Raw genomic sequence first — 20,207 nt, 5'->3', positions numbered from 1 at the left:
TTTAAGAAAGAAAGTTGCCTGAAGAGAAAAACTTTTTCTATTTTTCAAAATAATGAAGATTCTACCAAAATAAAAAATCCGCCTCAGTTTTAGTTGTGAGACGGATTGTTACTATATAAAATAACAAATATTAATGTCCGGATTTAGCGTCAGCATCCTGTTTTACATGTCCCAGATATTTGGTACAGTAGGCACCGAAGATCAGGATGGCTATGTAGCAGAATACAGGAATAATAAATGAATGCTGTACCCCGAAAATATCTGCAAGATAACCCTGGAAAATTGGTACAATCGCACCTCCCAGAATCGCCATTACAACCAATGATGATCCCTGACTTGTATATTTCCCTAAGCCGGAAATGGCAAGCGTATAGATATTAGAGAACATAATCGAGTTGAAAATTCCGATACCCAGAATACTGTACATTGCCAGTTCGCCCTGATTTAGCATTGCCGAGATCAACAGCAGAACGTTGATTCCTGCAAAAATGGATAATGTTCTTGCCGGAGCCGATTTTCCAATAAAGAAAGCAATAAAATTCAGTGCTATGAAAACTAGGAAGAAACTGATTTGTGAAAACGTAAGATCAACGATACTGAAAATTACAAGGAATACCGCAATCGCAGCACCTAGCATATAGATTACTTTTTTACTCTGACTCAGAGACTGATTCAGTGAGATAGCACCTAAGAAACGTCCGATCATGGCACCGCCCCAATATAAGGATAGGTAGTTTTTACTGACTACTTCAGAAAGGTTCATTACCTGAGGCTGCTCCAGAAAGCTGATAATGAAACTCCCTACAGCCACTTCCCCACCAACATAACAGAACATGGCAAATACACCGAACTTCAGATGATTAAACTGCAAGGCACCCAGACCTTTTACAATTTCTTCTTCTTCAGTCTGGAAAGAAGGCAGTTTTACCCGTGAGATCAATAATGCGACCAGCAATAAGATGGCTGCAAAGATCAGATAAGGAATTCTCGTTGCCACGGCAGAAAAAGAACCGTCTGCAGCAGAAAAGAATTCGAAAATCAGATGTCCGCCCAAAACCGGAGCGATGGTTGTTCCGAATGCATTGAATGCCTGCGTCATATTCAGCCTGCTCGATGCAGATTCTTCAGAACCCAGGAGTGATACATAAGCGTTTGCAGTAATCTGTAAAACGGTAAATCCTAATCCGAGAACGAAAAGAGCGCCTAAAAAAAGACCGTATGAAGAAAATGTTGCTGCCGGATAAAACAGGACACATCCGAAAGCGGCAAGGAAAATTCCAAAGAGGATTCCTTTCTTGTATCCTACTTTATTGATGGGATCTCCGCTGGAGGATGAAACCAGGAAATAAATTAACGAACCTATAAAATAAGCTCCGAAGAAACAAAACTGCACCAGCATTGATTCGAAGAAGGTCAGTTTAAAGAGTTGTTTCAGATAAGGGATCAAAATGTCATTCATGCACGTGATGAATCCCCACATAAAAAATAAAAGCGTAATAGTAATCAACGGAATCGTATAATTCCTTTTTGACTGTACTGCATTATCGATCATATACATTTAATTTTAAAAAGAGGCTAAAGATAATCCCTTTTGTTGATAATATCTTAATTTGAGACAATAAATTTGCTTCAGATTCGTAATATTTGATGAAAAAAAAGGCATCAATCATGGTAAAATCAGAAACCTTCAGTTCGGATTAAATTCAGAAAGAATTCTGTATCGTGAATTTTTGTAAAAAACACTAAAATTCCCGACACATTTTCTATTCTAAAAACTCGAATTGAAGGTGTTCCGATAAATACAGTTAAGGCTTTAAATCTTCAAACTGCTGATCTGCCGGAAAAACATGCTGCACTTTCTCAACAACCAGTTCCTTTGGAAGTGAGAAATCTGCAGTCTGTCTGATATCCAGAGAAGATGCGCCTACGGAAATTTTATAATTCCCTGCTTCTGCGATCCAGGCAGATTTTGCTGTGATATACGATGCCAGATCTTTCGGATTCAATGTTAAAGTGACGGTTTGAGATTCACCCGGTTGCAGCGCTTTTGTTTTAGCATAAGCTTTTAACTCTGATTTGGGTTTATCAATAGACTGGTTTGGAGCAGAAAGATAAAGTTCCACGACTTCTTTTCCGGTAACTTTTCCGGTATTCTTTACTTGAACGCTTATCTCTAAGTGATCGTTGAAAGTTTTTGAGCTGGTTTTAATATCTGAATAGGCAAAATCCGTGTAGGACTTCCCATAGCCGAATTCATAAGACGGTTTTATATTGAAAGTATTGAAATAACGGTATCCGACATATATACCTTCTTTATACGTTACATCTTTGGGGTTATCAGCAGGAACTCCGGGGAAATTCTTTGCGGATGCATGATCAGAATAATTCACCGGGAATGTCATTGTCAGTTTTCCGGAAGGGTTTACTTTTCCTGAAACTACATCTGCTACAGAATGTCCGCCTTCTTGTCCGGGCTGCCATGCCAGTAAAATAGCATCCACTTTATCTTTCCAGGAGGATGTTTCGATTACCCCACCGATATTCAGGATAGCCACCACTTTCTTTCCTTTTGCGTGAAAGGCTTTTGAGATTTTATCCAGCATTTGGATTTCCTCCGCTGCCATATTAAAATCGTTATCCACTACCCGATCTCCGCCTTCACCTGAATTTCTTCCGATTGTTACAAAAGCAATTTCTGAGGTTTCCGCTTTTTTGCTGATCAAGGCATCGTCCATTTTCATTTCAGGAAGTCTTTCCGGCAATGCTAGTATTCCTCTCGACTTTCTTCTTTCCTTTTCTGCAACAACCTCTTTTTCAGCGAAAGGTTTGTACAGATCAACCAATTCCTTATCCAGTTTATATCCTGCTGCATGTAAGCCTTCCAGCAAAGAAACCGTGTGTCTGTTATTTACACTTCCACTTCCCGTTCCTCCGGTAATCCATGCATAGGATGTTACTCCGAATAATGAAACTTCCTTCTGTTTATCGGCAAACGGCAGAGCGCTGTTATCATTTTTAAGTAAAACCATTCCTTCGGTGGCTGCATTTCTGGTTACTTCTGCATTTTGAACCAGGTCAGGTTTGTTACTGTACTTGTATTTAGCGAAAGTCGGTGTTTTAAAAACGTACTCCAAAATTCTTTTCACATTAAGATTTGCGGTCTCCTGAGATAGTTCTCCGGAATTCAATGCTGCTAACAGAACTTTTTTCTGAGCCGGAATTCCCGGCATCAACAGGTCATTACCTGCGTTCATCTGCTTTACAACATCAGAAATTCCACCGTCTCTGATCGATTCAAATCCGGGGAAACCTCCAAACCAGTCAGTCATGACAATCCCTTTGAAGCCCCATTCGTTTCTGAGAACCTGAGTTAAAAGATCTTTACTGTCAGAAGTGTAAACGCCGTTCAGTTTATTGTAAGAGGACATCACCGTCCAAGGCTGGGATTCTTTCACCGTAATTTCAAAATTCCTGAGATACAATTCTCTCATGGCTCTTTCCGAGACATGGGCATTGATCGTCAGACGGTTCGATTCTTCATTATTTGCCGCAAAATGTTTAATGGAAGTTCCGACACCCTGAGACTGAATACCGTTCACGATTGCTGCGGCAGTTTTACCGGAAATTAACGGGTCTTCGGAATAGTATTCAAAGTTTCTTCCGTTCAGTGGATTCCTGTGAATGTTCAAAGCCGGAGCAAGAAGTACATCGACGCCATATTCCTTTACTTCGTTTCCCATTGCTTTTCCTACCTGCTCCAGCAATGTTTTATTCCATGTCGAAGCTAGAGCTGTCCCAACCGGAAATGCTGTTGCATAATATGTTTTCGAATCACCATCCCTGGTCGGAGCTATTCTCAGACCTGCAGGACCATCTGCAACGATGGTAGCAGGAATCCCAAAACGTTCGAAAGAATCGGTACCACCGGCAGCTCCGGGAACCAGACCCTGTTTTGAATCTCCTACAGGGCCTGTCAGCACTTCTATTCCCGGCATTCCCGTTCCGATCAGTAGATTTACTTTTTCTTCGTTGGTCATCTCCCTGATGATCGCATCAATTCTTTTATCCACGGAAAGGACTGTGTTTTCCCAGGCTTTTAATGTTCCGTTTTTACTGGTTTTGCTGCTCGTATACGCAGTTTTCCCTTTAGTCTGAGCATTCACAAAAGGAGATGCAACAAATAAAGCAAGGAATAAGCCCGAGTATTTTGCTTTCTGAGAAAGTCCTGTCAATGTTGTTATATTCTTCTTCATAAGTAGAGATTAATTATTTTTTAGTAGTAAACATTTTTAATTTTGAATAGAAATCTTCGAACATCAGTCGTGTATCCAGTTGTATATAAATCCTGATGTTTCTCCCTTTAGGGTTATATTCGTATAATCCGCTGTCATTAATCTTAGGAGCATTTTTAATTACATAAGAACTTGAAGACGGATCAGCTTCGAAAGATGACTGCAGGGCTGACAACAAAACCAAAGGACTGTCGCCCATAATATACGTTTCACCAATCGGGAAGTTCAGTTTCTCAACCATCTTCATCAGATTTTCAATCTTTCCCGTCAGATATCCTCCGGTTTCTCCTTCCGGTTTTACTCTGGTTAACAGTTCAGCGTACGACATCAAAGTTTGCCGATATGCATTTCTGGGAATCTGCCAGATATTTAAATCAGATTCATTAAAAACAACCTGTGCCGCCTTGATATCGATTCCCAGATTGTATTCCAAAGGGGTATGACCGGGAGGCGGAGTTGCCAGTTCCGGATATTCGGCACCACCGATCCACACGACAATAATTTTGTCTGCAATTTTTGGTTCCATCAGATAAGCACTTGCTATCTCCGTGAGGCCTGCTCCACAGAGCAACAACAGAGGGTTTTTCTCATCAGCTTTCAGTGCTTCTGTAACAATTGCTTTTGCACCATCAGATAAGTTAGGCGTTTTTAAGTCTTTCAATGGATCATTGGATCCCCGGAAAACTGAGAATCTGGTTTTCAGATTCATCACTTCTAGAGTTTCATTGATTTTCTTTACTGCATTTTCAGCGGTAACTTTAGAAGAGTCAAACGGATCTCCGGGTTTCAAATGGGAGCCGATAATTCCTTTGATTTCTGTTGAGGGTGAAAGGATCTGATGAACCAACTGAAAGAGACCGTCAGGGTCACCGCCAAAATCATTATCGATGATGACACGGTAGCGCGGTTTCACATAGTTATCCATTTCTGAAATCACGGCTGAAGACTGTGCTGAGACGGCCATTACAGAAAAAAAAGAAATTATATTAAAAACTGATTTCATTACTTTTTATGGGTTATTAACTGCTGAAATTTTAAGCATCAGTCACATGAGATTTAAATTTCAAGGGTTATAAAAATTTGTGGAATTTTAACCAGTCCAGGTAAACATCAGACCATTTGTCAACCGGTGCATTCTGTATACCCATCCCGAAACCGTGACCGCCTTTTTCATATAGATGAAGTTCAGCAGGTTGCCCGGCTTCCTGCCATTTACTGTATAGCAGAACGGACTTCGGAGCTAATTTTAACTGGTCATCACTTGCCGCACAGATAAACATCGGCAGCGGGGACAAAGGAATTTCAGTATCTAAAATCTCCTGGCTTGGCCCGCCATAAACAGAAGCTGCAAAATTCGGCAATGTTGATGCATCCCTGCTGTGAAAAACGCTTTCAAGAATTACACTTGCGCCTGCCGAAAATCCGATTACTCCTAATTTTTCAGGGTTGATATTCAGTTCTTTTGCATGGGTTCTGATATAGGAAATGGCGGTCTTTATATCATCTCCCGCCATGACTTTGATGGGTGCTGTTTTTGCGTCAAAAGCTTTTCTGTCCTTAATTCCTTCCATCATTTCCCTGGCCGGATCGTTTGATTTTGTTTCAAGCAGTCTGTATTTTAGAACGACTGCTGTGATTCCGTTTGCCGCTAATTTTTTTGCAACTTCGGTACCTTCCCTGTTAATGGATAAGCTTTGAAAACCACCGCCCGGAGCAATAATGATCACGGTTCCGTTAGCTTTAGCTTTGTCCGCTTCAAAAAGCAGCATAGAAGGCTGTGCGACATTATAAACCACTTCGGTTTTAAAAAGTTCACTGAACTGCTGAGCTTCTTTCTGTGCCCAGTTCTCAGTTCCCGGCGCTTTTCCCCTGTATAGTGAAATTGACTGCTGAGCGTTGATGGTGCTTAAGCCTGCAAGGAAAATACCTGCTATGATAAATTTTTTCATTTTGATTTGATTTTAAAGTTTTAATTGCGAATTGTCGGGACAAAGTTTTTTTGAGTATTAAACTGTCTTTAAGTTCGCTGAGACGTTCCACTTAAATAAATTATAAGGATTTACCCTGTTGAGATTCCTTTGGAATGACAAATATGCTGTTGATTTTAACATCGAATTACACACACGCAGCCCGACTTGAACGGAAATCCTTTTTTGCATGAACTTCGAGTTCTGTTTAAACTGGATCGTCTGCAAAAAAGATTGGGAGTGAAAGGCGGAAAAGCTGCCCGGAGATCTATAAAAGAAGAAATGAGATTGAACATAATGCCTGATCTCAAAACATCAGATAAATCACTTTATTATGAGCTATTTCTTTTTATATTTCTCTGTTCTTGCATCTTTGATAACTCCGGACCAGTTCATTCCGAATCCGAAATCGTACTGGTGACCTTCGGAATCTTTATGGGTTTCCATATCATAAGGAACATCCTCTTTTTGATTTTCAACGGTTTCCATATTCGCAGGCATCTGTAACGGAAGCAATCCGGAAGGTTCATATTTTCCGGTAATGATATCTATCACAGCCTGATTAGACACATTGAAGTTCATCAGAACAGCGTCAGCATGTCTTTCAAATTCATTAAAAATCATCGGCTTCGAAGCCGTTACTGAGACAATAACCGGTTTCCCGTTCATTGCCTTGTAAGCATTTTCTATGGCTAATAAATCTGTGAAATTGGTAGCAGTGGAAGTTTTGTTTCTGAAAGTTCTGTCCTGTATATCAGGCGCAATTACAGGATCTCCCGCTGCAATGCTTTTCTCCCGGGCTGCTGTTGCTGTGTACGTCTGATATTGAAGAGAGATCGGCAGATAACCGTTTCCGCCTTCTTTTGCATCAACATCGCTGTACCCGCCTTCTTCACTGTGAGGACTTTTTACGAAAACCAAAGCAAAATCTGCCTTTCCGGGATCATCGGTTACATTAAAATTTTTCTTTACTTTTTCAATATCAACAGGATATTCTAAAGAAGGTCCGGTATAAACTCCCCACCAATTGAAGGTTGCCGGAGAATATCTCTTCGGAATGTAAACCGTTTTTCTTTCTTTGACCGGAAGAATATTGGCTTTGTTTTTCAACATTACGACCGACTTTACCTGAGCTTCATAACCGGCTTTCATAAATTCAGGATTTCCAACTGTTTTTTTGGTTTCTTCGGTATTTACATATGGATTTTCAAACAGCCCGATTCTCAAGAAATTTCTCAACAAACGAACAGCTGACTGCTCAAATTTTGCACGGTATGCCTTTTCACCATGTTCCTTTACCCCCATTTGGTACGCTTCAAGTACGGGAGCTTTATCATTGTTACCTCCAAACTGGTCAACGCCCGCTTCCAGAACTTTATAATGTCTTTCTGCAATTGATAATTTTTCGGCTCCCCAGGGTTTTCCGGCAAAGCCTCCCGGAGATTTGGGTTCATCTGCCGTGATTAACCAATCGGTACAGACTACCCCATCATACCTGTATTTTCCACGAAGCAAGTCAGTAATTAAATATTTGCTGTAGCCGTTTCCTACGTTTTCTTTATTTTTGGTATCCTGATTAAAACTGATGGTGTAATAAGGCATCACCGCAGAAGCTTCTTTAGTTCCGCCTGCCAATTTAAAAGCACCGTCAATAAAAGGCTTTACGTGGTTCTGAAAATTATTTCCCGGATAAACAGCATATTTTCCCATCGCCCAGTGACCGTCACGGCCACCCTCTTCCGGTCCGCCTCCGGGCCAGTGTTTTACCATGGCGTTTACGCTTTTATTTCCCCATCCGTTTTTTTCTGAATCTTTTCCGACTGTTGTCTGAAAACCATCAATATATCCTCTTGCCATATCTGCCGTCAGTTCAGGACTTTCGCTGAAAACATAAGCGATCCTGTACCATCGGGGTTCTGTCCCTAAATCTATCTGTGGAGACAGTGCTGTTGAAATTCCTAAAGCTCTGTATTCCTGAGCAGCAATGTTTCCGAATTTTTTAATCAGTTCAGGATCAAAAGTTGCTCCCATTGCCAGACCATCCGGCCAAAGGGAAATCTGACCTCCTGCCCCCTCATTAAATTCTGCTGTTACGGTCGCAGAATGTCTTGGGTCTGTACTGTTATTGGCAGGAATTCCCAATCCCAGACCTTCAATATATGCCTGGATATTGTTGCTCCATTTTGCAGCAACTTCCGGAGATTCTACGGTTGTTACCAGGACATGACGGAGATGGTCATCCTTTAAAAATTTTTTCTGCTGGTCTGTTAAATCGAAAGGTCGGGCACCGCTTTCTTTATAAAACATTCCGTTATACTTTCCTGCTCTGAAACCGTCTGCAGGAGCCGGAACCGATTGGTGACCGCTGTAAAGCATCAGTCCTGCAATCTGCTCAACCGACATTTTTGCAGCCAGGTCTTTTGCTCTGTCATCCACCGGTAAACGCCAGTCTTCGTATTTGTCGAGCTTCCCGTTTTTATTTAAATCTTTGAATCTTTTTCCGCCTACGGTCAGGATTTTTACCCCTGAATCAGCAGAATACCCTAAAACAGGACCTTTAGAATTTGTTACCGTCCGGATGTTCTGTGAAAATACGGCCACCCCCAAAAATAATGCTGCAACATTTAAAACTGTTCTTTTCATTCTTTTACATTTTAGAAATTAAAGCTTACCGAAAACTGGCCGGTCAAAGGCATAATATAGGTTCCTGTCAACAGTTTTCCGTAATACGGGCTTGCATCTGTAATTAATTCAGCTCCGTTGATCGTACCGCTCGCCCCTCTTTGATTAAGGAAGTTGATCACGGTAGCACCAAGATTGATATTCTTATTAACCGTATAACTTACCCCTCCGAAGGTTTCCCCTCTTGGAGCGAAATACAATGCATTGGTAAGGTTGGCGTACTGTTTTGAAAAATACCTGAAGCTTGCCCAGAATCTCCATTTGTCAATGGTATAGCTCGGGTCGATTTCCATTAAAACTTTAGCGACACCCAGCACATTGTTGTCGTTGTAATCATAGGCAGTTCCGAAGGCATTGAAATTGAATTTTTTATAGACCGGATTCTGGAAGGTTACCAGATAATGCAGATTAAATCCTTTGAATGGTTTTAAAACAAAATCCGTTGTCCATCCGATGGTCTGAATATCATAGTAGACCGTCACATTCTGAGCCTGTGTGGTATTGGCGGGATTAACGAGGTTGTACCGGTTAAGATTATTGTTTTTCTTAAGATAAGTGGCCTGGGAAATTAACTGGATGTAATCTGTATTCCAGAAAACCCCCAAAGCTCCCAACGGACTTTTGATTTTATTGGTATTGGGCTCAAAGGCCTGAGAATAACTTTCCAGCCTTCTGTTTTCTTCAGTGTAAAGTAAATTGGCAATAACCCCAAAATTCTTATTAATGTTGTAAGTAGCATTCAGGCTTCCTCCGATTTGATAAAAGCTCTGGTTGATCTTATTAAACTGGTTATCATTCGTAAAATTAAATCCTACGGTTCTGGGCGTCAAAGAATATTCGCCGTCAATAATATGATTTCTCAAATGTAAACCATAGCTCAGATTAAAGTTGTCTGAAACCTTCCATTCATCAGTTGCATATACCGAAAGCTTATTTTCTGTTCCGCTGTGGAATTCTCCGCCTGCATTATAATTGTAAAAACCATCAGTATCTGTAGTGGGACCGATCAGTCTCTGAGGTTGTGGTTCTACAGTCTGAAAAAAGAAAGACCTGTTGGAGGTGAATTTGTCTATATGGTAGTACTGTTCTAAAATACCTACGGTAACGTTATGATTTCCCAATTGTTTATTCAGTGAAAAACGTCCTGCTATGTTGGTAATGGGAGTCTCCGGAGTATGCATTGCCAGCTGAGTTCCTACTGCTCCTGAATATGCCTGTCCTGTGGAAGCGATGGTATATCCGGTGCCGGGCGCAGCATTGAAAATACTAAGAGGAATGATATTGGAAGATTTTGCTGTAGCGAAGTGAGCTCTTGTGGTGAATTTGAAATTCCAGCCGTTGTCAAGAAGATAATTCCCTAAAATATCGATATTGTGAGAGGTATTCCGATTATCATTTCCTGCCATATTTGCCCAATATGTTTCACCAGAAAAAATATCTTTCATTTTAATTCTTCCGTCATTCACAACATAAGAATCTCTTCCGATTCTGAAGTTGTCCAGCTCTGTCACTTTTCCGTTTTCACCGTATTGGAAAACAGCATAGTTTCCTACGTTATAGGAGTCTGCATATTTGTATAAAATGGAGATTTTACCCTTATCATCATTAAAATATTTGGTCACGCCTGCTCTGAAAATCTTTGTTTCATCAACATTCCTTGCAAAACCAAGTTTGAAAGTACTTGGGTCATAATTGGCAAATGCTCCGACCGTATAGGTCCATCCATTTTTAGAAATGGGTCCTGAGGCATTTACATCTCCCTGCAGCCATCCGAAAGTACTGGTCGTAAATTTTCCTTTTAACTTAAAATCTTTTGTTCCGGTCTGTGAATAGGAATTAACTGCAAAACCAAGATCTCCCATCGTATTTGCCAGCTGATCCATTTTTAAAAGGCCTGTTTTTTCAAGACCTACACTCTGTCTCCATGTTTTATTCGGAAGTTCCGGCCAGAAAAAGTAAACAGCAGGAAGATCATTTTCGAGAATGGTAATTCCTCCGACAGTAGATGGTAAACCGATGTTTACATCTCTCGGACTCGTATTGTTGGCTGCGTTCAGCATGACATTCCTGTTATTGTCTTCTTTTGAAGATGTCGCAACTGTTTTCACGCCTTCCTGCTTCCCGGCAGCAGCATTGACAGCACTTTTTATGGCAAGACTGTCTGTTTTTTCCTGTCCGAATGCCGCAGTAAACGAAAGGAGCAGTCCCAAAGCTGAAATTTTAAGGGTAGATTTTCTCATTGTATAATTATATAGTTTGTCTTTATTTCTAAATCTTTCAGATAGCCCTCTTATAAGGCACAACATTTCCTGCACCCGGTTCGGGGTGATTTTCTACATACATTAAAATGATTATGGAATTTTCAGCAGCCTGCTACGTCCTAAGTTCCCTTCATGCAGATTTTGCACTGCTTATCAGAACTGTTATCGAATTCCAAAATTTACTTCAACTTAAGGTGAACAGAATAGCCACCTTCGTTGATCAATGATATTCCCGAACGAATATCCTGAAATAAATAGTCAGTAACAGGTGTGTTTTTATTGCTTCATTATGAAACATTACAATTATACATTCTTTCCGGTTAACAGCAAAGAAAAATATGAATAAAACTTAATATTAGATATAAATATCTATATATCAATTATTTAAATTTAAATTTTATCATTATTATTCATTGTTTCATATGGAAACTATGAGATTTATCATTAAAAATAATCCCCAAATTTTAATCCTGTATACCACTTTTAAGAAATTCTTAGTTTTTTAGTATTAAATTTGTAATATCAGTTCATCATAAATAATAATATGGATTTACAGCAACAATTTTTACGAAAATCTGAAGAAGCAAAAGATCTTTTTCTGCCACATCTTTCTGCCGATCCCGTAGTATTCGGTTTCGATAAAAATGAGTTGAAAGTTCTGCTGCTTCAGATGACCTACCGTAAGCAATGGCTCCTGCCTGGTGGTTATGTAAAAAAAGAAGAAGATCTGGATGATGCAGCAAAAAGAGTTCTCAAAGACAGGGCCGGAATATCGGATGTCTATCTTGAAGAATTTGCAGTTTTCGGCAAGAATAAAAGAAGTGAATTTTACTTTGAAGATTTTGACGATTCCCTGTGGCACAAGCAACGTTTTGTATCTATCGGATATTATGCTCTCTATAATCCGGATAATGCTCATCTTGTGGTCGACGAATTCAGTGATAAATGCGAATGGATTTATCTAAGCCAGCTTCCGGAAATTGAACTGGCGATGGATCACCGCGAAATTATAGAAAAAGCCTTACTTGCTCTAAGAGAAAGGATTTCTTACAAACCCATCGGTTATAATCTTCTACCGGAGAAATTTACCCTTTCAGAGTTACAGAAACTTTATGAAACTATTCTGGGAAAAGAACTCAACCGTGGAAATTTCTACCGGAAAATCAAAAACCTGGGAATCCTCAAAAAGTTAGACGAACAGCGCCGTGGCGGTGCGCACAAGTCGCCCGACCTGTATTCTTTCGATGAAGAAAACTATAAAAAAGCATTAGAAAACGGATTGAATAACTGGTAAATTATTTTCAGAAACAATAGGATGTAGAATACAGAATAATGTTTCTGATCAGTCACGAAAATATACATTTTAAAAAAGTCATATTTTAAAACTCAGAGCCCATTTAAATTTTAGCAGGGAATTATTACAAATACAGTTATCGATCTATTTTGTTGACAAGACTCAACAGGTTACGTCTGAAATTATTTTGATTAAAAGATTGACGCAAAGTTTATGAAGAATTCTACTTTATCTAAGTGGGCAAAGTGATTCGATTTCGTCGCTGATAAAGCTATATGATTCTATAGGCTTAGAAGAATTAACTTCGCTTATTTACTCATTTATTTCGTAATTACACATGATGAAGCTAAAAGATTGATAGAAAAACACGTCATCAGTACATGATCTTTTTAGTGAAAAGTATCCTTAAAGAATTTGATTTAGATAAAAATTTAAATACTGAACAAAAAATAAAATTTATAAATTTAAACAGTCTCTTAAGTTTCTGTTCAGCTATTCATCAAGTTGCTTCTGAAACTCCTCAAGGTATTTTGCTAAATGAATTCCGTCGGCGAGACCATGATGCGCCTCTATAGAAAGCGGCAGGTATTTTTTACCGTCTCTGACATTAAACCTCCCGAATGCTATTTTCGGAATGCATTCTTTAGGATCAAAATTGGTCGGATGAAGCAGAGCACTGAACGAATTCCAGGGGATCGCAGTGTGCCGGATGTGATTGATCGGTAAGACGTCATTGCTGATTCCCAAACCAACTGAATTCTGTACTGTTTTGATCTGATCCTGTAAACCTGCATTAAAGATTTCAAAATCTTCAGAATAATGGAAAAAAGAAAAACCGAAAGTTCCGTCAGCTCTTCCAATGGTGCTTCCAACATGTACTTCATCATAGAGGATCACCTCATCTCCCACTATTCTGAGTTTAAGTTCGTCTACAGAATTGATGGCAACCATTGACCGGTAAAGGTAATAGGCAAAGAATGAACAGCCTTTTTCCTTTGCCGTTTTATACGCTTTTGTACAGTCTACTTCAGTGGTCAGACCAAAATAGGGACTTGCCATTTTAGAGAAAAATTCAAAGTGTTCCTTTCTGTTCCAGCTGTCAAGGTCAATAATCTTCATTTTATAAATGGTTTATACGAATGATCACGAAATTTTTTTACTACATCCCCACTAAAAACAGTTTGGAAATATCCTGTAATTCATAAGAACAGATTACGCTTCCAGTGCTTTTAAAGATGAAATTTCATTACATTTTAAAATTGAAATAATCAGTTTAAGAAAGCATTGACTTCTGATTTTTTCTCAGCGATATCAAATTCCCGCTCCCACTCTTCAAGAAGATTCAGAATAGGAAGCAGTGCCAGCCCTTTCTCGGTGAGGGTATATTCTACTCTAGGGGGAAGCTCTTTAAATTCCTGTCTGGTGACTAAAATATCTTCTTCCATTTCTCTTAGCTGGTCTGTGAGAACCTTTCTGGAAATGACCGAAATACGCGCTGCAATCTCACCGAATCTCAAAGTACGGTCTTTGATCACCAATACAATGATCGGCTTCCATTTGCTTCCTAAGGCCGACATTGCCTTACCCAGCGGGCAGCTGCAATGTTTAATTTTTTGTTGTCTCAATGTTGGTTACATTTGGGTTACTACTGTCAGTTACTCTAAGGTAACCAGTATTTTCAACTTCATTATACAAAAATAAACTATTATTAGTTACTTTGCGTAACAATTAAAAATTGAAGCACTAAAATTAAATAAAAAAATGAACATAGACTCATTATTTACACCGTTTACTTACAAAAACCTTACGCTGAAAAACAGATTGGTGATGGCACCGATGACCAGAGCCCAGTCTGACAACGGTGTTCCTACGAAAGAAATTGAGGATTACTATGCAAGAAGGGCTGCATCAGAGGTAGGATTAATTCTGTCTGAAGGAACAGTGATCAATCGTCCTGCATCAAAAAACATTCAGAATATTCCTGATTTTTATGGAACTGAAGCTTTGCAGGGCTGGAAAAACGTGATTGATGCTGTACATCATAACGGAGGAAAAATGGGACCTCAGATCTGGCACGTCGGGGATACGAGAAGTTCTGAAGATTATCCTGAAATACCAATGGAAAAGGCCTCAACGATGACTTTAGAAGATATTCAGGATACCATTGCACAGTTTGCTACATCTGCTAAATCTGCTAAAGATCTCGGGTTTGACTGTCTTGAAATTCATGGAGCACACGGATATCTGATCGATCAGTTTTTCTGGGAGGTTACCAATACCAGAACTGATGAGTACGGAGGAAAAAACATTAAGGAAAGAAGCCGTTTTGCAGTAAATGTTGTCAAAGCGATCAGAGCTGCCGTAGGTGAAAATTTTACAATCATCATCCGACTTTCTCAGTGGAAACAGCAGGATTATAAAAGCAGGCTGGCAACGACACCATCCGAAATGGAAGACTGGCTTTTACCTATGAAAGACGCCGGTGTTGATATTTTTCACTGTTCACAACGTCGTTTCTGGGAACCTGAATTCGAAGGTTCTGATTTAAATTTTGCAGGTTGGGCAAAAAAAATCACCGGACAGCCAACCATTACTGTTGGATCTGTCGGTCTTAAAGGAGATTTTATGGGCGCATTTGCCGGTGAAGGAAGCGAAAAAACCGATCTGTCTGAACTGATGAGAAGATTTGAGCGTCAGGATTTTGACCTGGTAGCGGTAGGAAGAGCATTGTTGACTGATCATCAATGGGTGCAGAAGATCAAAGAAGGGAGAACGGAAGAAATTTCAGATTTTTCAGCTGAAAGTCTTGGCGTTTTGTATTAGTTTTTTCCGGGAATACAAAGTTATTAAATAACAGATCGTATTAAATTAGATTTTGATAGTTAGAGTAAGCAGCTTCATTTTGAAGCTGCTTTTTTATGCTCTGCTTAAAAGTTTAAAATCGGAAGGATTTATTTTGTTCAAATTTTTAAAATAGTTTGTAAGATGGCTTTCATCCGTAAAACCAAACTCAAAGGCAATCTGCTTCATCGTCATCTGTCCGGACTGAATTCTTCTTTCAATAAGCTTCAGTTTGTAATCAGTGATATAATGCTGATAAGAAACTTCAAAGTTTCTTTTGAAATAAGCTCCGAAATAGGTTTTTGAAATATTGAAATGTTCGGATATATTTTTAATTCTGATTAATTCAGGAGTATAAATATTCTGATGGATATAGGAAATAAGGTCATCCTTCCGTGGAATTTTTCGGTCAATTCCCGTATTCATCTTCAGAGATGCTTCCCGGATTAGCCCGAATAGGGAAAGTACCTGAAACAATACAACCGGTGAATCTGAAATTTTATAAAAATCATGGTATTGAAATATATTTTCCACTGTTTTTCTGAGGATGGTTTTACAGGGTTCGTCAAAAATCAGCTTATCTTCTTTAAGCAGGTGATTCCGCATGATATCAATCGGTGAAGCCACCGTCAGCTGATCCGGTGATACATGTTTGTTTTCCCTGAAATAAGTGTCATTGAATTTGATAAACCAAAACGTGGTCAATTTTTTGATGTCAAAAAAGTGCTCATCATCAGGAGAAATCAGATACAGATCTCCGGTTTTGTAGGGAATAACAATCTGATTGATGTGATGATTCCCAAGTCCTTTTGATATATAGACCAATTCGTAATACGTATGGCTGTGTCTCGGAAAAGGATAGACGGCAGTTTCAAAAGTATCAAGTTCAAGAGGTTCAAACTGTTTTCGCTTCATCTTCTAAATGTACAATTTGTTAAACGATTTCTGCAAGTGAAAACTTGTTTTTATTGGCAAACTTTGTAGGAATATTGATGAATTACAGATGGTCTTCTGTAAAATAAAAATAACACGCTTCAAACATTACATAAAATAACACCATGAACATCATTCAAAAAATTTCAGGACTTTTACTCACTGCAGTGGTTCTTATCTCATGCGGTAATGATAAAAAAGGAAACTCTACAGGAAAATCCGGGACACTTCTTTTTGAAAATGTTACGCTCATTGACGGAAACGGCGGAGATCCTGTTCAAAATACCAGAATTCTGGTAAAAGACGGAAAAATCGCTGCGATTGGAAGTGAGGTCTCAGATGATAATGCAGAAAAGGTTGACCTGACAGGAAAAACAGTAATGCCTGCTTTAATATCTGCCCATTCGCATGTCGGCACTCTAAAAGGAACCACTACAAAACCGGAAAATTATACCGAAGAAAATATTCTGTCTCAGCTTAAAAAATATCAGGACTACGGTGTTCTCAATGTCATGTCAATGGGTACTGACCGTCCTCTGCTTTTTGCAGGTAGTTTACGGGAAAAATCGGTAAAAGGTGAAATTGACGGGGCAAGAATACATTCTGCAGGTTACGGTTTCGGTGTTACAGATGGTGCTCCCCCACTCGATTTTGCGATGGATAAAGTCTTCAGGCCAAAATCTGTCAAAGAAATTCCTGCGCAGATGGACAGCCTTAAAAAGATCAATGCAGAACTGGTTAAAATCTGGGTTGATGACTTTAACGGAAAATTCAAAGTAAAAATACGTCCGGAAATCTATAAGGCGATAATCAGTGAGGCTCATAAAAGAGGTCTCCGGGTTGCAGCCCACGTTTATTATCTTTCAGATTTAAAACAGCTCATTGCTGACGGGATTGACATTATCGGTCACAGTGTACGGAGTGAAGTAATAGACAATGCTGCCCTGGCTCAGATGAAAGCTAAAAACGTTACCTATATTCCTACCCTTTCTTTAGATGAATATGCTTATGTGTATGCAAAAAAACCGGAATGGATCCGTAATGCATTCTTTACAAAATCTCTGGAGCCGGGAGTGTATGAGATGATCACTTCTGAAAAATATCAGAACGAAATTAAAAACTCTCCGAATTATGCTTTGAATATGAAAGCCTTCGAAACAGCTAAACAGAATCTTAAAAAAGTAATCGGATACGGAATTCCTGTGGCCATGGGCACCGACAGCGGAGCAATGCCTATCCGCGCGCAGGGATTTTCTGAACATCTGGAACTGCAGCTCATGACAGAATCCGGATTGACCCCTTTACAGGCCATTACAGTGGCCACCAAAAACTCAGCGGAAGCTTTAAAAATTGACAGGGATTTCGGAACGCTTGAGGTCGGTAAGACAGCAGATTTTATTGTATTGGATGCCAATCCTGCCAATAATATCAGGAATACCCGGAAAATATTTTCAGTGTATAAAGCAGGAAAAGAAGTGAGTAAAGGTCCCTTGAAAAAACAATAATGATGATCATGAATAAATTAATCGTAAGCGTATTCCTTTCAGGATTTACACTCTTTGCCAATGCCCAGTCCAATTACGAAATTGTCACAAAAATTTCACCTCCCGATCCTGATCCTTCAGGAATTGCCGTAAGCTCAAAAGACCGGGTATTTTTAGGATTTCCGCGTCACTCAGATGATCATAAGAAATTTGCATTAGCAGAACTGGTTAACGGTCAGTTGATTCCTTTTCCGAATAGAGAATATGTTTATCCAGGCAACAGTGATTATAAAAACCGGCTTATTTCCCCACACGGAATGTATATCGATAAAAATGACATACTCTGGGTTTTGGATGATGGAAAGCGTTCTGGAATCAAAGAAATCCCTCCAGGGGCAGCCAAAGTTGTAGCAATAGACATTACTTCAGGAAAGATCCTTCATACAGTAGTAATTCCTAAAACGGTACTGTCTGATGACTCCCATTACAATGACCTTCGTGTTGATCTTTCGCACGGTAAACAGGGAACTGTATATATTGCCAATTCGGGATTCGGAGAACGCTTTTCTCTTATCGTTCTGGATGTGTCAAACGGAAAAGCAAAGGAAGTATTGCTGAATCACTATTCAACTTCTCCTGAACCGGGTTTTATGGGATTTTTGGAAGGACTGCCTTTGACTTATGATTTTAAAGATCAAAAATTTCCGGTTGGCGGCGCTGACGGAATTGCAATAAGCCCGGATCAAAAAACACTGTATTGGACTGCAATAACAGGAAGAAAACTGTACAGCATACCAACTGATCTGTTAAGCCGGTTTGAATCTACAGAAAAACAAATTGAAGATGGAGTGAAATTTGAAGGAGAAAGACCGGCATGTGATGGACTGGCAGAAGATGAAAAAGGGAATATTTATTTCGGAGCTTTTGAACAGCAGTCAATCATCAGAAGAAATGCTGACGGGAAATATTCCCTGCTGTCTCATGATAAGGAAAACTATGTGTGGCCGGATGGTTTGGCCTACAGAAACGGCTACCTTTATGCAACTCTGGGACAGTGGAACAGGCTGCCGGGCTTTAACGGCGGGAAAGACCTGAGAAAACCACCTTACTTAGTCGTAAAAATGAAAACAAACAATTAATACATAAAAAATGCAATACAGAAAATTAGGAAACAGCGATTTGGAAATATCAGCAATCACTTTCGGAGCATGGGCGGCCGGTGGATGGATGTGGGGAAGTACAGACCGAAATGAGGCTATCGATGCCATAAGGGCATCTTACGATATGGGAGTCACATCAGTCGATACCGCACCTGTTTACGGACAGGGCGTCAGTGAAGAAATTGTAGGTGAAGCGCTCAAAGGATTTTCAAGAGATAAAGTTCAGATTCTGACTAAATTCGGGATGCGATGGGATTTGGCTAAAGGTGATTTCGGATTTAACAGCTTCAAAAACAATGGCGAAGCTATTGATATTTATAAATATGCAGGGAAAGAAAGCATCATCCATGAATGTGAAGAAAGTTTAAAAAGACTGGGAACAGATTACATTGATCTGTACCAGATCCACTGGCCGGATTCAACAACTCCGATTGATGAGACTTTTGAAGCCGTTTCAAGATTAATTGAGCAAGGTAAAGTTCGTTTTGCGGGAGTCTGTAATTATGATGCAGCACAGATGGCAGAGGCTGGAGAAACGCTCAATTTAGTTTCCAATCAGATTCCTTTCAGTATGGTTAACAGGGAAATTGAAAAAGAAACTGTGCCCTATTGTATAGAAAATAATAAATCTATTCTGGCATACAGTCCGTTAGAAAGAGGATTACTGACGGGAAAAATTACTCCGGGTTACCAATTTAAAGAGGGTGATCACAGAGCAGGGCATGCTCATTTTCAACCTGATTTTATTGGAAAAACCAATCAATTGCTAGACAAAATAAAACCAATTGCAGACAGGCATGGGGCATCGTTGGGACAGTTGGTTTTGCGCTGGACGATTGAAAGACCAGGAATCACCATTGCTTTGGCAGGAGCAAGAAATGCTGAACAGGCTGTGCAGAATGCAGAATCGATCAATATTAATTTATCTGAAGAAGAAATAAAAACAATTGATAATCTGGTTAATGCTTTTTAGTTGATTAAATCCAGATCATTTTTATCACCGAACATCTATTTAAATTACATAGATTATTAAACGCAAAGCAAAACAAAGAATTTATAAGCTTTCCGAATATTTAAGGTAAACAAAGGCGTTCTACTAAAAAACAAAATACAATTGTATTACTCCAATAAGCGAAGCGGCTTTGTTTATCCTTAAAAAATTACAGAGAGAAATTAAAAAAACTTTGTTTACCCTTGCGATAAAATAAAATATCATCAGGACAAAATATTTAAGAATAGATTAAACGTAAAGCAAAACAAAGAATTTATAAACTTTCCGGAAATTTAAGGTAA

The 20,207-nt window shown here is 39.3% G+C and carries 14 protein-coding genes; 5 read left to right on the top strand and 9 right to left on the bottom strand.

Annotation, left to right across the window (positions count from 1 at the left end; translation table 11 throughout):
* Window positions 1–130: 130 nt before the first annotated feature.
* From AC2A07_RS03145 to AC2A07_RS03120, 6 genes are all read right to left on the bottom strand, one after another.
* Entirely contained in the window at window positions 131–1,552 is a 1,422-nt protein-coding gene (locus AC2A07_RS03145) for a sugar MFS transporter (RefSeq protein ID WP_484049162.1), read from the bottom strand.
* Window positions 1,553–1,805: 253 nt separating this feature from the next.
* Window positions 1,806–4,253, bottom strand: a complete 2,448-nt coding sequence (locus tag AC2A07_RS03140) for a glycoside hydrolase family 3 N-terminal domain-containing protein (protein ID WP_484049161.1) — start codon at window positions 4,251–4,253, stop codon at window positions 1,806–1,808.
* Between the two features lie 13 nt (window positions 4,254–4,266).
* Window positions 4,267–5,295: a nucleoside hydrolase gene (locus AC2A07_RS03135; protein ID WP_484049160.1), complete on the bottom strand. Its 1,029-nt coding sequence runs from the start codon at window positions 5,293–5,295 to the stop codon at window positions 4,267–4,269.
* 67 nt (window positions 5,296–5,362) lie between these two features.
* The gene (locus AC2A07_RS03130; protein ID WP_484049159.1) at window positions 5,363–6,241 is read right to left on the bottom strand and encodes an alpha/beta hydrolase; all 879 of its coding nucleotides are present in this window, start codon (window positions 6,239–6,241) and stop codon (window positions 5,363–5,365) included.
* A 357-nt stretch (window positions 6,242–6,598) separates the two neighbouring features.
* Window positions 6,599–8,902, bottom strand: a complete 2,304-nt coding sequence (locus tag AC2A07_RS03125; RefSeq protein ID WP_484049158.1) for a glycoside hydrolase family 3 protein — start codon at window positions 8,900–8,902, stop codon at window positions 6,599–6,601.
* 11 nt (window positions 8,903–8,913) lie between these two features.
* Window positions 8,914–11,181, bottom strand: a complete 2,268-nt coding sequence (locus AC2A07_RS03120; protein ID WP_484049157.1) for a TonB-dependent receptor — start codon at window positions 11,179–11,181, stop codon at window positions 8,914–8,916.
* A 565-nt stretch (window positions 11,182–11,746) separates the two neighbouring features.
* Between AC2A07_RS03120 and AC2A07_RS03115 the strand changes: the two genes are divergently transcribed.
* Window positions 11,747–12,496, top strand: a complete 750-nt coding sequence (locus tag AC2A07_RS03115; RefSeq protein ID WP_314491035.1) for an NUDIX hydrolase — start codon at window positions 11,747–11,749, stop codon at window positions 12,494–12,496.
* 492 nt (window positions 12,497–12,988) lie between these two features.
* On the opposite strand, the gene AC2A07_RS03110 is transcribed toward AC2A07_RS03115, so the two are convergent.
* Entirely contained in the window at window positions 12,989–13,615 is a 627-nt protein-coding gene (locus tag AC2A07_RS03110) for a CatA-like O-acetyltransferase (RefSeq protein ID WP_314491032.1), read from the bottom strand.
* Window positions 13,616–13,764: 149 nt separating this feature from the next.
* On the bottom strand, window positions 13,765–14,121 hold the full coding sequence (locus tag AC2A07_RS03105) for a winged helix-turn-helix transcriptional regulator (protein WP_314491029.1): 357 nt from the start codon (window positions 14,119–14,121) through the stop codon (window positions 13,765–13,767).
* 136 nt (window positions 14,122–14,257) lie between these two features.
* Here AC2A07_RS03105 and AC2A07_RS03100 point away from each other — a divergent pair, with 136 nt between their 5' ends.
* Window positions 14,258–15,319, top strand: a complete 1,062-nt coding sequence (locus tag AC2A07_RS03100; protein ID WP_484049156.1) for an NADH:flavin oxidoreductase — start codon at window positions 14,258–14,260, stop codon at window positions 15,317–15,319.
* A gap of 93 nt (window positions 15,320–15,412) precedes the next feature.
* Here AC2A07_RS03100 and AC2A07_RS03095 read toward each other — a convergent pair whose 3' ends face one another.
* Window positions 15,413–16,252 (bottom strand): helix-turn-helix domain-containing protein, encoded by an 840-nt coding sequence (locus tag AC2A07_RS03095; RefSeq protein ID WP_484049155.1) that lies wholly within the window; start codon window positions 16,250–16,252, stop codon window positions 15,413–15,415.
* 143 nt (window positions 16,253–16,395) lie between these two features.
* Here AC2A07_RS03095 and AC2A07_RS03090 point away from each other — a divergent pair, with 143 nt between their 5' ends.
* The 3 genes from AC2A07_RS03090 to AC2A07_RS03080 are packed head-to-tail and all read left to right on the top strand — an operon-like array spanning window position 16,396 to window position 19,887.
* The gene (locus AC2A07_RS03090; protein WP_484049154.1) at window positions 16,396–17,775 is read left to right on the top strand and encodes an amidohydrolase family protein; all 1,380 of its coding nucleotides are present in this window, start codon (window positions 16,396–16,398) and stop codon (window positions 17,773–17,775) included.
* A gap of 8 nt (window positions 17,776–17,783) precedes the next feature.
* The gene (locus tag AC2A07_RS03085; protein ID WP_484049153.1) at window positions 17,784–18,893 is read left to right on the top strand and encodes an L-dopachrome tautomerase-related protein; all 1,110 of its coding nucleotides are present in this window, start codon (window positions 17,784–17,786) and stop codon (window positions 18,891–18,893) included.
* 10 nt (window positions 18,894–18,903) lie between these two features.
* A complete protein-coding gene (locus tag AC2A07_RS03080) occupies window positions 18,904–19,887 on the top strand; it encodes an aldo/keto reductase (RefSeq protein ID WP_484049152.1) in 984 nt (327 codons plus the stop codon).
* The last annotated feature ends 320 nt before the right edge of the window (window positions 19,888–20,207 follow it).

The sequence above is a fragment of the Chryseobacterium sp. HNCC26DJ238 genome (assembly GCF_057180465.1).
Note: the sequence above shows the minus strand (reverse complement) of the source record. Positions and strands in the feature narration are given on the sequence as shown.

Bases quoted from the DNA above. Each gene is read 5' to 3' on its own strand.
- AC2A07_RS03125 (WP_484049158.1), bottom strand. From the start codon at position 8,902: ATGAAAAGAACAGTTTTAAATGTTGCAGCATTATTTTTGGGGGTGGCC.
- AC2A07_RS03145 (WP_484049162.1), bottom strand. From the start codon at position 1,552: ATGATCGATAATGCAGTACAGTCAAAAAGGAATTATACGATTCCGTTG.
- AC2A07_RS03140 (WP_484049161.1), bottom strand. From the start codon at position 4,253: ATGAAGAAGAATATAACAACATTGACAGGACTTTCTCAGAAAGCAAAA.
- AC2A07_RS03135 (WP_484049160.1), bottom strand. From the start codon at position 5,295: ATGAAATCAGTTTTTAATATAATTTCTTTTTTTTCTGTAATGGCCGTC.
- AC2A07_RS03100 (WP_484049156.1), top strand. From the start codon at position 14,258: ATGAACATAGACTCATTATTTACACCGTTTACTTACAAAAACCTTACG.
- AC2A07_RS03090 (WP_484049154.1), top strand. From the start codon at position 16,396: ATGAACATCATTCAAAAAATTTCAGGACTTTTACTCACTGCAGTGGTT.
- AC2A07_RS03095 (WP_484049155.1), bottom strand. From the start codon at position 16,252: ATGAAGCGAAAACAGTTTGAACCTCTTGAACTTGATACTTTTGAAACT.
- AC2A07_RS03080 (WP_484049152.1), top strand. From the start codon at position 18,904: ATGCAATACAGAAAATTAGGAAACAGCGATTTGGAAATATCAGCAATC.
- AC2A07_RS03120 (WP_484049157.1), bottom strand. From the start codon at position 11,181: ATGAGAAAATCTACCCTTAAAATTTCAGCTTTGGGACTGCTCCTTTCG.
- AC2A07_RS03110 (WP_314491032.1), bottom strand. From the start codon at position 13,615: ATGAAGATTATTGACCTTGACAGCTGGAACAGAAAGGAACACTTTGAA.
- AC2A07_RS03085 (WP_484049153.1), top strand. From the start codon at position 17,784: ATGAATAAATTAATCGTAAGCGTATTCCTTTCAGGATTTACACTCTTT.
- AC2A07_RS03115 (WP_314491035.1), top strand. From the start codon at position 11,747: ATGGATTTACAGCAACAATTTTTACGAAAATCTGAAGAAGCAAAAGAT.
- AC2A07_RS03130 (WP_484049159.1), bottom strand. From the start codon at position 6,241: ATGAAAAAATTTATCATAGCAGGTATTTTCCTTGCAGGCTTAAGCACC.